Consider the following 13,915-nt stretch of genomic DNA (forward strand, 5'->3'; position numbering starts at 1 on the left):
ATGATGAGAATAAGTATGTCACTACCTAAAAAATTACTAGCAGATTTTGATGAAGTACTAAAAGAAAGGGGATACCAATCTCGTTCAAAAGGAATTCGTGATGCACTTCAAGATTATATTGTAAGATATCAATGGATGAACTCAATGGAAGGGCAAAGAATTGGTATTGTTACAATCATATATGACCACCACTACACAGGAGTAATGGAAAACCTTGCAGAGATTCAACACAGTTTCAGAAATGAAATCAACACCAGTATGCACATCCACATGACTGATAAATATTGTATGGAAATTGTAGTAGTTAATGGTGATATTGCTGAAATTCGTGATTTAACTGAAAGAATAATGAGACTTAAAGGTGTAGAGCACGTAAAACTTACAAGTACTGCTAACGGAGAAGAATTTAATGAACCTGGTCACTCACATGACCATGTACACCACCATCATTAATTTCTTTCTTATTTTTTTTAACATGAAATTCAAAACCACTCCATACCATCATGATTTGCTGAAAGATCATGACAGGTTGGCTGTTTTTTATCAGGCTATTCAGGAATATGATTCTGGTACTGATCTGGCTTATGATTTAGGTTGCGGAAGTGGGGTTTTATCTTATTTTTTAAGTTCAAAATTCAAAGAAATCAAATCATTAGAGATAGATAGAAAAACATTTAACTGTGCCCGAGAGAATTTAGCTGATTTTGATAATGTTGAAGTTATTAACAGTGATGTTTTAGACTATAATTTTACTAAAAAAGCTGATTTGATTGTATGTGAGATGCTGGATACGGCATTGGTTGATGAAGAGGAAATTCCAGTTTTAAATCATGCAAAAAAATTCCTAAAAGAGGATGGAATAATCATACCTCAGGGAGTAATCAACACTGTGGAGCTGGCAAATATTGAAAGAGATTATGTGCACTGGGATGAAGGTGTAAAATATGAAATACTTTCTGATGAAGTGGTATATTCTGAGCTAAATTTTTTACAAGACATTAACCCCGAATTCAAAATATCCTTAAATTTACAGGCCAAAAAAGAAGGAATATTAAACGGTTTGAAAATTACAACATACACAAAACTCACAGATGATATCATTGCAGGGCCATTGCCCATGCTGAATCCACCTTTATTAATTCCATTGGAAGAAAAGAAAATAAAAGTAAATGAATTTATAAATGTTGAGATAAAATATATTATGGGAAATGGGATTGAGAGTATAGAAACTAAATATTTATAGGTGTTAAAATGAACTTTAAATCTCAATTAAACAATTTTTTAACTGATTGTGAAAAATTAATAATATTAGGTGTAGGTAACGAGCTTAAAAGCGATGATGGTGTAGGACCATACATTATTAAGAAATTAAAAGAGGAAAATATAGAAAATAAAAATCTATTGTTCATAGATGCACAAACCGTTCCGGAAAACTTTACAGGAAAAATCAGAAAAGAAAATCCTACTCATTTAATCATTGTTGACGCCTGTTTAATGGACTCACAACCGGGAGATATGCAAATTGTAAATAAATATGAATTTGCAAACATAGGCATTTCAACCCATTCAATGTCATTGTCATTCTTTGTCAGATATCTGGAAAAAGACACTGATTTTAGAATAATATTTGTTGGTATTGAGCCTGAAACTATGGAAATGGGTGAAAAACCAACACTTGTGGTTGAAAAATCAGCTAACGAATTTATAGAAATTTTAAAAGAGATCATATTATGAAAATTTTATTTATTGGCTCAAGATTATATGATGATTTAGATTGGTATGTCAAATCAAAAGGAATAGAAAGTGTTTTAACCGAATCAAATGAGGATGCAATCAATTTGGATTTGCCTGATCAGGTATTTATTGTTCCAAGAGGAATGGATGGTCCTAAACAGGTTGCATTAATGCAAAATGTGGATGCAATTGTGCCGCTTATAGGCATAGACCCTCCATTAATCGATGTGGCTCATATGAAGGAAGAGGTTGAAAAGGATTATGGCATACCTGTGATTGCAGCGGGAGTAAGGGCAGTTGAATTAACTTCAAATAAAATCAAAACTAAAGGATTTTACACTGAAATTGGGGTTACAACTCCTAAATATCAAATATTAAACAGTCCTGATGAGTTGGATTTGGAGTTGCCGGTTGTCCTAAAACAGGGTGAAGGACAAGGCGGAAAGGATATCAAGGTTGCAAAAACAATTGAAGATGTTGAGGAATACTTCAAAGAATTTAACCAGGCCCTTTGTGAAGAATTTATTGAAGGTGCAGAAATATCCATTGAAGTTTTAGGATATGATGGTCAGTATGTTGCTTTGCCTCCAATTTATAAAGGTGAAACAACTTTGGAAGGAACACACCCGTTAAATAAGACTAAAACAGGTCCTTGTATGGTTGAGGGACTGGATAATAATCTGGTTCAGCACACCGCTTATAAAGTGGCCAAAAATCTGGATTCTGACGGAATATTTGAAATGGATTTCATGTATTCAAGAAAAAACAATCAGTTATATGCAATAGAAGTGAATACTCGTCCTAATGGTACAAGATATTTAACAACTGCCACATGTGGGGTTAACTCCTTATGTGAATTAGTTAATATGGCTATTGGGGAGTTTAGCTTAGCAGACATTTCAGATAAACTTCAGTATAATTATTCAACTGAAATCCCTGTGGGGGACTATAACGGACCTAAAGCAAATGAACCGATTAAATCATTTGAAAATAATGATTTTGTTGTGCATGGTCCTCAAGGATATCAAAGAGTCACAGCAAAAGCTGATTCCAAAGATGAACTAGAAAAATTAGTTGATAAATTAACTTAAAAAACTGTGTTATAAGTTATAATTATATACTATTATCAATATATATTTTAATAATCTAAATATTTGATAGTGTGATTATAATGAATAATACAGATATGTTAATTCTTTTTTTAATAACATTGTGCGCTACAATATTCTTTACATGGTATGTTAAAAGGATATTGTTAAAAGCAAGGATTGCAGATAATCCTATAGTAAGTGAACATAGACATAAAAGCGGTACTCCTACAATGGGAGGTATAGCATTTTTATTTACAATTTCCCTAATTATTGCACTGTACTATCAAAACACACCAATTTTAATCGTATCATTCATTATGCTTGCAGGAGGAATTGTAGGTTTAGTAGATGATTTAATTGGACTTAAAGTCAAAGAAGTTCAGAAAATTGTAGTAAACACTTCAAATGAAACCATTGCATTAGGAAGATTGGACGTTGAACCTAATGAGGAAGTTCGTGTTGCAACTCCTAAAGCAAAAGCAGAAGTAGATGATTTGCTTAAAGCAGGAAAAGTTGAAGTGATTGGTGAAGTTCCAATTAAAACAGAACCTGAAGAAACCGAAAAAATCATATGTCAAATTGTATTGGGATTATTTTTAGGATTGACTGGTGTTGTAACCACTTTAGGTGGTTTTGAACTAGGAATATTGGCTATTCCGGTTGTTATAATTGCAGTTTTAGGATCAATCAATTCAGTCAACTTGATTGACGGTATGGATGGTCTTGCGGCAGGAATAGTTGGAATTGCATCAATTGCATGTTGTGTATACGGTTACTTGTTTGGACCTTTAACTGTTATTCCGCCATTTTTAATACTTGCAGGTTTATGTTTAGGATTTTTAGTGTTTAACAAATATCCTGCAAAAATATTCATGGGAGATACAGGGTCATTTGTACTGGGAACTGGTTATGCAGCAGCTGTTTTAGTATGTGATATTCCATACTTTGGTGTTCTTGCATTAGGTGTGCCAATAATATCTGTTGTTGTAAGCTTGTTGCATAGGGCACATATTATTAAATTGCCTGTAGAGCCACTACATCATACTTTAAACCATTATGGAATGTCTGAAACAAAAATCGTTTGGACTTATTGGGGATTTACAGCATTATTATGTATCATAGGTATTCTTTTAAAGATGTACCTTTTCTAATTTTTTTTGGAGATTTTTTATGGATATTAAAGATTTGGCTAATTCAATTAATGGAAAACTTGTAGGGAATGATGATTTTTTCTCAATTGATGGATTTACTGGAAAGTTCACATATTTGCATGATGCTCATACAGGAGATATTGTAATAAGGGATTGGGTTGATGCAACTGGTGTTCAAATGGCCTTTAAACAGAATATTGCATGTCTGATAACTCCGCAACCTAAGGATGGAGCTGTTGAAGAGGCCAACAGATTGAATTTTCCATTAATCATTGTAGATGATATTGAATTGGCTAAAACTTATGTTATAGAAAACACTGAAACTGAAAAATTAGAAGATATTTGCGATTTAGTTAAAGCAGTTGAGGGGAAGATTGTTGGTAACGACGAGTTCTTTTCAATTGATGGATTTACCGGAAAGTTCACATTTTTAAATGATGCTCATACTGGAGATATTGTTGTAAGGCACTGGATTAATGGCACTGGCATTCAAATGGCATTCAATAAAAATATCGCTTGTCTAATCACACAAACTCCGAAGGACGGAGCTATTGAAACTGCTGAGAGATTGAATTTTCCATTGATTATAACAGATAAAATTGAGTTAGCAAATGCATATGCTTTATCACATACCATTGCCAAGTATTCTCCAACTTCAACAAATGTTGTAATCACTGGAACCAATGGTAAATCAACAACTTCCCATTTAATTTATCATATTTTAAACAATGCAGGTTATCATGTATTGACAAATACTGACAGTGAATCAGAATTCAATACTCTGATTGATCCGATGGTTTCCAAACTGATTTGTGATGAAGTTCAAAAGAATGGAAAATTGGATTATCTGGTCATTGAAGTGTCTGAAGTTCAAGGTTGGCTTGATAAACTAATGAAAAATCATGCAGCATTAATGAGTGAAGCAATTAAACCAAAAGTTGGTGTGATAACCAATATTGCAATGGATCATATTGGTCTTGTAAACTCTATTGATGATGTGTTTGAAGAAATCAGACCCGTTCCTCAGGCCATTGGCAATGGAATCACCATTTTAAATCATGATGATGAACTTGTAATGAAACTGGAAGCTGAAAACCCATTTTACACTTCAATGTCTGAACTGAAAGAGGACAATTCTGTTTACTTTAATGGGGATGCTATAATATATAAAAATAATCCGATTTTATCTGTTGACGAGTTGCCGTTTACAGGTAATCATTTTATTCAAAATATCTTGTCTGCTGTTGGAGCATGTATCTCATTAGGCATTGACATTGCAGAAATTGTAGATGGTGTGAAAACTTATAAGGCATTAAATAGAAGATTTGCTAAGTTAAATGATGAACCATTAATTTACGATGATTTTGCTCATAATCCTGATGGAATTAAAGCTACAATATCTGAAACTCTCAAATTGCTTTTGCCAAATCAAAAGCTACATGTTGTATGTGCAATAAGAGGTTCAAGGGGTGTTGAAATAAATCAGCTTAATGTTGAAGCATTGGTTGAATCAATGAATGAGGACATTGAGTTATACTTGTCTTCAAGTAATGATGTAGTAAATGAATTGAATTTTGTTGAGGATAATGAGAGGGAAGTATTTTTCAACACATTGAAAGAAAATAATATTGAATTCACTCATTTTGTAAATTTAAAGGATTGTCTTGAGGAAGTATATCAAAAAGCAGATAAAAATGATATTATCTTATTGATTGGAGCTCAGGGAATGGATCCTGCTGAATCACTTTTATCAGATATAATATAAAATTTAAATATTACATTGATTAAAATAATAAATGTATAAATTTATTCTTTTTAAAAGAATATGGATGCTAAGAGGATATAAACATGTTTATAAAGATTAGGAGAGACACATTAATAATTTTATTATTGGCGTTTATTTTAATTCTTTGTGGTCGTTTAATTACATATGTTGCATTTGCCTCCTCTGATGATATTAATGATGGTATTCCTATTTCTGGGGTAATCATAAAAGGAAATGATATTGTTCCGGTGGATACCATTAGATATAATGTAATGCAAGCAGGTTTCAGGGACGGTAGTGTAATATATGGAGATATTTTAAAAACTTCTAAAAGAGAGGTTTCGCTGCAGGATGCGATACAAACGGCGCAGGAATTTGCAACACGGTCAACAGTGCCAGGTACATCTGTTCAGCCAATAACAGCTGCAGATGTTCAGGTTGATAAAAACACTGGTGTTGTTACAGTAACTGTTATAGAAGACTTTTCTTCTGTTGAATTGGAGAATAAAACAACAGGGGCGAGTGGATGAAGTTGAAAAAGTTTCATGTATCAATAGTTTTTCTGATTATTTTTTTAATGACTATGAGTAGCGTTGCGGCTACTTGTAACATTATTGTTATTACAGACCCTTCAGGTGATGACCCTAATGGGGCTGCTGCAGGAAGTATGTCCTTTGCAGATAACATGTTCCAGTCAACATTTTTAATGTCTAAAAATAATCACTTTGCAGTACTATCCGGGGGTACTGGTAGTTCTGACACTAGGCTGGAATCAATTATTGATGCTGTAGCTAATCTTGAAAATAATGCATCTGCAGCTTCTGCTGCGGCACTTGCTTCTCAGTTTAAGGGGGCTCGTCTGTTAGTTGGCGGTCCAAATATTGGTGCAGCTATTGGTGGGTCTTTCAATGCTTATGTAATTACTGTTGATGATTCAAGCAATGATATTAAAGTAACTCCTTATACCAGTGGTGTTGCTACTTTACAGCCTGGTCAGAAAGGAGCAATTATTCACTTGAGAAACACTGCAGGAAACCCATTATATGGTACTGCGGATTCTGTGAGAAAAGAAACTGCAATGAATATTGGAAAAATGATCAGGGATGGTTATCCAGCTACTACTATTTTGTCTGAAGCTATGGGTGAAGTGGCTCATGATTCCGGTGAAAAATATGGTGGTGGTGGAGTAAATTTAATATCAGGTATTTCGACTGATGACATGTTTACTCCTCAGGAAATGAACCAGACCGGTTATCCTATGGATGAAGAATACTCCAAGGTATGTGATGACTGCGGATGGGCTATGGGTTATCCTGCGGCTGAAAGCTATGACAGATGTCCAGTTTGTGGTTCAGAATTAAGAATTGTGCATGCATACGAGGCATTGGGTTCTGCATTGACCGTTAGTCAGAATGCGGTTAGTGTTTCAGTTTATGGAAGTGACAAACCTGGTTTAGCATCTACTACAGCAGAAATTGTGGAAGCATCTGTTGCTAAATATGGATATGATGCATCTGCTATCGCTGGTTCTATTAATAGAGGTATTAATAATGGTCTATTGATGGGTGTGGATCATGTGGAACCTAAAGACATTAATGTTAAACAGGGTTCTAAGGCTGTTGGTGTTTATTATAATGCTCTTCCAGGAGACAGGTCTTCTCCAGCATGGGACTTGCCAATTGATGGAAATGTCTTAAATATATTAGGAAGTATTCAGACTGCAGTAGGTATTATTCTAATACTTTTAGTTGTGTTCAGGTCAAGATTATTAAAATCTTTCCAAAATAGGTGATTATTATGGCTTTAATATTAGTTAGAGGTGAAAACAATTCCAAATTACTTAATGCAATTGCTGATATGGAACGTCATGGTAATCTAAATTTAACAACTAAACCTAAAGTTGTTGATGCCGGTTTTGCCGATTCTTTAGTTGAGGGAATTTTAAATTCTAAACTCAAAACCAAATCTAATGTGGCTACTGCATTTTTTGTAAAAGAAGATACTACATTAAGCATTATGCAAGTTAAAAAGATTCATCCTCCGGCTCATGTGGTAGTTGTTAGTGATGAATATGGCGCTTACTCTAAATTGGAGTATGTTTTAAATAATGCTGAAGAATTTAAGCAATATCATTCCAATAAGGCTGTTAATGATGGGATGATTGATTATAAAATTAATAAAAAAGAAAGGCATATTAAAAATGATAAGTTAAATAGCTATACAAAATAGCTATTTTCTTTTAATTTTCATAATGTTGCCTAATGTTCTCTCACCAGATGATGTATTTACAAATTGGTTTAAATCAATATTGTCTACTTTTTCAAGTAATTTAATACCCAATGTATTTTCTAATTTTTTAGTAAGTTTTGTATCTGGAGTCATTTTGCCGGTTTCAATTCTATTTATTACAGAAACCCTTTCATTTATTTTTTTACCTAAAATTTCACGAGACCAGTTTTTAGCTTCTCTTGCTTTTCTCACTTCAATGCTAAAATCTTCTATCAACTCTTCTGCAGGTTCATCATTTCTAGAGTAAGGTCTGTTTCTTGTTGTAGTTGGTCTTTTTGTTTTATTTTGTTTAACAAATTTTGGTTTAGGTGGTCTTTTTTGAACTGTTCCAAGTTTGGAGCATTCTTTACAAACAACCATCACTGATCCTTCAATTTTTGCTCTTATAGGATTGTTTTCTGGCACTGGTTTGCCACAAATTTCACATTCCATACTAATCAGTTCCTCTTATTTTTTTAATTAATTATATATTTGTAGTATTATATAATATTGTTTGTATCAATTAAAATGAATACCTTTAAATACTTTAAAGTTACTAATTGTTATTAAAGTAACATGTTGTTAAAAATTTTAAACTAACTGGAGATGATTCACATGGATGATTTTAATGATTTGGAAAATTCTTCAAAAGAACAGTTAATCGAAAAAGTCGATGATTTACAGGAAGAAATTCTTTCTTTAAGAGAAGAAAAATCCAAAGCTAAAAGTAACTTAATGTGGAAAGTTAGGAAATTAGAAAAGGATAAAGTCCTAATAGAAAATGAAAAAATCAGATTGGAAAGAGAAGTAAAATCTCTCAGATCAGAAGTAGATAGATTTAGGTCCCCTCCTTTAGTACTTGCTACAATTACAGAGGTATTGGATGATCATAGAATGACCGTTAAAAGCAGTACAGGGCCTAGTTTTTTAGTTAATTATTCAAAATTCTTAGATGAAAAATTATTAGTTCCAGGTTCAAGAGTCGCTTTAAACCAACAGACATTCGGTATAGTTGAAGTATTGCCATCTGAAAAAGATGCAAATGTTTCAGGAATGGAAATTGAAACCAAACCGGATATTACTTATGATAAGATTGGTGGATTGGAAGAACAAATTAGAGAAGTTAAGGAAACCGTTGAACTTCCTTTAACCGAACCTGAATTATTTGAAAGAGTAGGTATTGAACCACCTAAAGGAATTTTATTATACGGTCCTCCTGGAACCGGTAAGACTTTGCTTGCAAAAGCTGTAGCAAATGAAACCAATGCTACTTTCATAAAAATTGTAGCTTCAGAATTCGTTAAAAAGTATATAGGTGAAGGGGCAAGACTTGTTCGTGAAGTATTTGAACTTGCTAAAGAAAAAGCACCGGCAATTATTTTCATTGATGAATTGGATGCAGTAGCAGCAAAAAGACTTAAAAGTTCCACTAGTGGGGACAGGGAAGTTCAAAGAACTTTAATGCAATTGCTTGCAGAACTTGACGGATTCGAATCAAGAGGAGATATCGGTATTATTGGCGCTACTAATAGGCCGGATATTTTAGACCCTGCACTATTGCGTCCGGGTCGTTTTGACAGATTTATTGAAGTTCCTCTTCCAAATGAAGATGGAAGACGTGAAATCCTTAAAATTCATACCAGAAACATGTCCTTTGATGAAGAGGCAGATGTTGATTTATTAGCAGATTTAACTGACGGTTTGTCTGGTGCGGACTTAAAGGCGGTATGTACCGAAGCAGGTATGTTTGCAATTCGTTCAAAACGTGATAAAATCACTGTTGACGACTTTATGAAAGCAGTTGATAAAGTCATGGAGAAAAATAAAGAAGATGAAATCTTCAAATCCGAAGCAGGCATGATGTTTGGATAAATTTAATAATAAAATAAGCCTATGATGAACCCTATGAGCTCTGATACGTGATGAATGATGGGCGAGCTGAGGCTTATTTCTTAATCTTTTTTTGTAAAACTTTATTTAAAATAAATTCTAATAGTATATATTATGTTATTTAGTAAAAATGATGGAAAAGCAAATGAGAGAATTCTCTATAAAACTAAACCTAATATGCTGTTGGGATGCAAAAAGGCATTTTATGGAATAATTCTATTAATAATTATTTTAACCGTTTCTCCTATGGTAATCAGATTCATAGGTCAGATGCAGGTTTATATGATTTCACAAATCAAGTTATCTTTGACAAGATATACTGCCATTGCTTTTTTTGTAGTCATTCTTATTAATGTAATTTATATCATTTGGCAGTTGATCGGATGGTATGCAATGGAATATACATTGACTGAAAGTAAAATTATTATAAAGTCAGGAGTATTGTCCACTAAAAAAAATTATATGCCCTATGCAACCATTCAGGACATCAATACTTCTCAAGGTATTCTTGCCAGATTATTTAATGTGGGAACAGTTTCTGTTTTTAGCGCATATGATAACAATGAACTGGAGCTGAAAAACATTTCCAATCCTTCTGAAGCTGAAGAGATTATATTTTCTAGAATGGGTGGTCCTAGAAGTTTCCAGGCCCCTCCACAATCAATGCCTCAATATTCTGAAAGAAACTATATTGAAAACAATGAATATCCATCAAGAAATGATCCTTATTTTAATGATGATTATTCCGGTTCTGATGATTATTTGGGCAGGAATGAATATTATGATGAGTATGAACCGATTACTCCAATAACTCATGAGAGAAATTCCCGTCCAAGAAGAGATTATGAATATTATCCTGAAGACATTGGAAATATGAATAATCACCCTCGCCATACTTATGAATATGAGCCTTATGATACTGGATTAAACAGAACTTCAAATGACATTCACAGTAATACTCATTATAATAAAATTGACCATGATTATTCTTATAGGCAGGATGATTACTATCAAAATAATGATTCTCAAAATCATTATAATGAACATGTTGAAAAATCATCTCAAAATGATCAAGAGGATATAGGTTCATCAGAACATGTTATTCAAAGGCATTTTGACAAATTCAAAAAATAGGTATAAAAAATGAGTTTTGATTTTGATGTAGTTGTTGTTGGAGCAGGTCCTGTAGGCTCAACAATTGCATATTACTTAACCAATCAAGGTTTAAATATTGCAATTATTGATAAAAAAAGGCAGATTGGATATCCTTTGCAATGTGCAGGAATTTTAAGCAAACATATTTTCGACAACAATCACTTGCCCGATGAAGTGATACTGAATAATGTTAAAGGCGCATTCCTGCATTCCAAAAATCACATTCTAAAAGTTGAAAAAGATACAACTCAGGCGTATATTATTGACAGAATTTCCTATGATGAATTTTTATTGAATAGAGCCATTCAAAATGGTGTAAAATTCATAAACCAAAAAGTTATTGATGTTGACTCAGATGAAGCTTTAACATATCTGTCTAACAGTCATGTAATCAAATCAAAAATAGTCATCGGTTGTGACGGTTACAATTCAATACTGTCAAAAAGCATAGGAAATAATCAGAATAGCTTTCCTGCCTCACAAATGTTGGTCAAAATTGCTGAATCAAATATGCAGTCATTCAGAAATGCCAAAAGTAAAACTGAAGACTATGTGGATACCTACTTATTGGAAGATGTGCTTCCTGGATTTTTATGGGTTATACCTTTAAAGAACGACCTGTATAGAATAGGACTGTTTTCAAATCAAACACATAAACGTCAGGATGAAGTAATTATTAACTTCCTTAATCAAAACTTTGAATATGAGATAGTTGAAAAATACAAGGGTTTCATACCTATTTTTGATGAAAAAAGTCAGATGGTGAATGGTCGGCTTGTATTGATAGGTGATGCCGCCGGACAGATTAAACCTACCTCAGGTGGAGGATTGCTGGTTGCATTTGATGCATGTGATATGGCCTGTAAGTACATTGTTGAAGCTATCGACAAATCCGACATGGGTATTTTAAGAGGATATGAAAAGGAATTTAAAGCTAAGTACTTAAAGGAATTCAATTATCAGTATAAAGTTCAAAAAACTCTTAATCTATTGTCTGATAATGATATTGATTATCTGTTTTTAAAGCTCAAGGAAAATAACGGTGAAGAAATTATCTCTCAATATGGAGATATGGATACTCAGTCAAAACTTGTAAAGGAATTTATAAAAAGAGGTTTAATATTTAAAATCGTCCCGACATTTCTATTTAAAAAAGTGATAAATATATTTGGATTTAGGTGAATTTCATGGAATTATTATGTATACAATCACAGGAACATCCGGAATTGCCATTGGCTGAATTGAAAGCGGTCATGGAATGTGAAAACATAGATGCCTGTATAGATCATGTTACTGAAGGTTTGACAATTTTAAAAAACATTGATGAAGATAACTTATGTGGATACTATCAGATATTAACTAGACGACTAGGTTATACCCATGAAGTTCATGAGCTAATTTTAAAGACTAACGTTCATGACATAAACGAAGATGTCATTACAATCGATTGGCAGAATTTAATTGATGAAACATTTGCAGTTAGAGTAAAAAGAATCAGATCTGAAATAGACACTGTTGGGTATGAAAGAAAGTTAGGTACTCTAATACTTGATAATTCAGATGATTTGAAAGTAAATTTAACAAAACCTAATACTCTGGTTAGAGTGGTGGCATATAAAGATGATTTATATGTGGGCATTGAGAGAATTAAATTGAATAAAAAGCATTTTGAAGACAGTAAACCTCATAAAAGACCATTTTTCTATCCTGGATCTATGAACCCTAAACTTGCCAGATGTATGGTGAATTTGTCCAGGATAAAAGAGGGAGAATTATTGCTTGATCCGTTTTGCGGTACTGGAGGAATATTAATTGAGGCTGGATTAATAGGATGCAAAGTAGTTGGATCAGATATTTACTGGAAAATGCAAAATGGAACCTCCATTAATTTAGATTATTATGGAATCACTGATTACAGGACATTTCATTTGGATGTACGTGAACTTAAGATGTATGAAAAGGTAGCAAGTGTAGTCACTGATCCTCCATATGGAATATCAACTTCAACTGGAGATGTTGATGGGGAGGAAATTTTTAAAGAATTTTTCCATGCTATTTATGATAATATGAAGGATGATGCATACCTCTGCATGGCTTCACCTCATTATGTTGATTTAAAGCCGATGGTAGATGAAGTCGGATTTAAAATTGTTGAACAGTATGGAATTAAAATGCATAGAAGTTTAACACGAATTATTTCTGTAATTCGAAAAAATCTTGATTAGTATATAAGTATAGGGATACATTTATATACTAGTTATTTCTCGAAAGTATTTTAATTGATGTAAAACTTCATTACTCTTTTTTATTTTATTATTTTATAGAATACTTTTTTTATTTTGACTTTAGAAAATTTTTAAAATTATTTTATTAATTTTATCTAATTATCTTATTTTTCTAGAAATATTAAATTTATCTTTATTATTTTATTAATTTGAAAACATTTAATGTGTTTTTTAAAAATTAATATTTTTTTGCAATATTTTTTAATTGATTTTGTTAATAAAATTTGTCTGTCTATTAGATGTGCTATGTGTTTTATGGCGATGACCTAAGTAACATTGTATGGAACAATTTTTACTATGATGGTTGCTTTCCACATGTAGCTATACATTTGTGAGTACTTGAATTTTCTCAAGTATGATGTTGGTTTTGTAGTATGTGGTGAATTAGTTACAAACTAGTTTAGTGTAATACTCGTCTATATTTAGCGTACTTCATAATACTTTATACTTATTATGTCTGTTATGTGTTCAATTCTGTTTGATCCTGGCAGATGCTACTGCTATTGGGATTCGATTAAGCCATGCAAGTCGAACGAGTTTAGGCTCGTGGCGTACGGCTCAGTAACACGTGGATAA

General features: G+C 32.7%; 14 protein-coding genes and 1 rRNA gene. 14 read left to right on the top strand and 1 reads right to left on the bottom strand.

Annotation, left to right across the window (positions count from 1 at the left end; all coding sequences use genetic code 11):
- The 9 genes from nikR (at nt 1) to IJ258_RS09280 (ending at nt 7,970) form a co-directional block, all read left to right on the top strand.
- Nucleotides 1-453: a nickel-responsive transcriptional regulator NikR gene (nikR, locus tag IJ258_RS09240; RefSeq protein ID WP_292806201.1), complete on the top strand. Its 453-nt coding sequence runs from the start codon at nt 1-3 to the stop codon at nt 451-453.
- 22 nt (nt 454-475) lie between these two features.
- A complete protein-coding gene (locus tag IJ258_RS09245) occupies nt 476-1,243 on the top strand; it encodes a methyltransferase domain-containing protein (protein WP_292806204.1) in 768 nt (255 codons plus the stop codon).
- Nucleotides 1,244-1,251: 8 nt separating this feature from the next.
- Entirely contained in the window at nt 1,252-1,734 is a 483-nt protein-coding gene (gene hycI / locus IJ258_RS09250; RefSeq protein WP_292806207.1) for a hydrogenase maturation peptidase HycI, read from the top strand.
- Nucleotides 1,731-2,825 carry an acetyl-CoA carboxylase biotin carboxylase subunit family protein gene (locus IJ258_RS09255; RefSeq protein WP_292806210.1) on the top strand — a complete coding sequence of 365 codons (1,095 nt, stop codon included), beginning with the start codon at nt 1,731-1,733 and terminating at the stop codon, nt 2,823-2,825. The genes hycI and IJ258_RS09255 overlap by 4 nt, the downstream gene beginning before the upstream one ends.
- Nucleotides 2,826-2,905: 80 nt before the next feature.
- Nucleotides 2,906-3,976, top strand: coding sequence for a glycosyltransferase family 4 protein (locus IJ258_RS09260; protein WP_292806214.1), 1,071 nt, complete (start codon nt 2,906-2,908; stop codon nt 3,974-3,976).
- Nucleotides 3,977-3,995: 19 nt separating this feature from the next.
- Nucleotides 3,996-5,741, top strand: a complete 1,746-nt coding sequence (locus IJ258_RS09265; protein ID WP_292806217.1) for a Mur ligase family protein — start codon at nt 3,996-3,998, stop codon at nt 5,739-5,741.
- Nucleotides 5,742-5,824: 83 nt separating this feature from the next.
- Complete coding sequence (locus IJ258_RS09270) at nt 5,825-6,271, top strand: hypothetical protein (RefSeq protein WP_292806220.1); 447 nt, start codon at nt 5,825-5,827, stop codon at nt 6,269-6,271.
- A 47-nt stretch (nt 6,272-6,318) separates the two neighbouring features.
- On the top strand, nt 6,319-7,533 hold the full coding sequence (locus IJ258_RS09275; RefSeq protein ID WP_292806223.1) for a hypothetical protein: 1,215 nt from the start codon (nt 6,319-6,321) through the stop codon (nt 7,531-7,533).
- Between the two features lie 5 nt (nt 7,534-7,538).
- Entirely contained in the window at nt 7,539-7,970 is a 432-nt protein-coding gene (locus IJ258_RS09280; RefSeq protein ID WP_292806225.1) for a DUF356 domain-containing protein, read from the top strand.
- Here IJ258_RS09280 and IJ258_RS09285 read toward each other — a convergent pair whose 3' ends face one another.
- Nucleotides 7,971-8,462, bottom strand: a complete 492-nt coding sequence (locus tag IJ258_RS09285) for a multiprotein bridging factor aMBF1 (RefSeq protein ID WP_292806228.1) — start codon at nt 8,460-8,462, stop codon at nt 7,971-7,973.
- Nucleotides 8,463-8,615: 153 nt separating this feature from the next.
- Between IJ258_RS09285 and IJ258_RS09290 the strand changes: the two genes are divergently transcribed.
- From IJ258_RS09290 to IJ258_RS09310, 5 genes are all read left to right on the top strand, one after another.
- Nucleotides 8,616-9,881: a proteasome-activating nucleotidase gene (locus tag IJ258_RS09290; RefSeq protein WP_394355658.1), complete on the top strand. Its 1,266-nt coding sequence runs from the start codon at nt 8,616-8,618 to the stop codon at nt 9,879-9,881.
- 132 nt (nt 9,882-10,013) lie between these two features.
- Entirely contained in the window at nt 10,014-11,033 is a 1,020-nt protein-coding gene (locus tag IJ258_RS09295; protein WP_292806231.1) for a PH domain-containing protein, read from the top strand.
- Between the two features lie 9 nt (nt 11,034-11,042).
- Nucleotides 11,043-12,236, top strand: a complete 1,194-nt coding sequence (locus IJ258_RS09300; RefSeq protein WP_292806233.1) for an NAD(P)/FAD-dependent oxidoreductase — start codon at nt 11,043-11,045, stop codon at nt 12,234-12,236.
- Nucleotides 12,237-12,241: 5 nt separating this feature from the next.
- A complete protein-coding gene (locus tag IJ258_RS09305; protein WP_292806235.1) occupies nt 12,242-13,279 on the top strand; it encodes a TIGR01177 family methyltransferase in 1,038 nt (345 codons plus the stop codon).
- A 531-nt stretch (nt 13,280-13,810) separates the two neighbouring features.
- Nucleotides 13,811-13,915: ribosomal RNA gene (locus tag IJ258_RS09310) — 16S ribosomal RNA — on the top strand; the annotation flags it as partial.

The organism is Methanobrevibacter sp. (assembly GCF_017468685.1).
GTDB lineage: Archaea > Methanobacteriota > Methanobacteria > Methanobacteriales > Methanobacteriaceae > Methanocatella.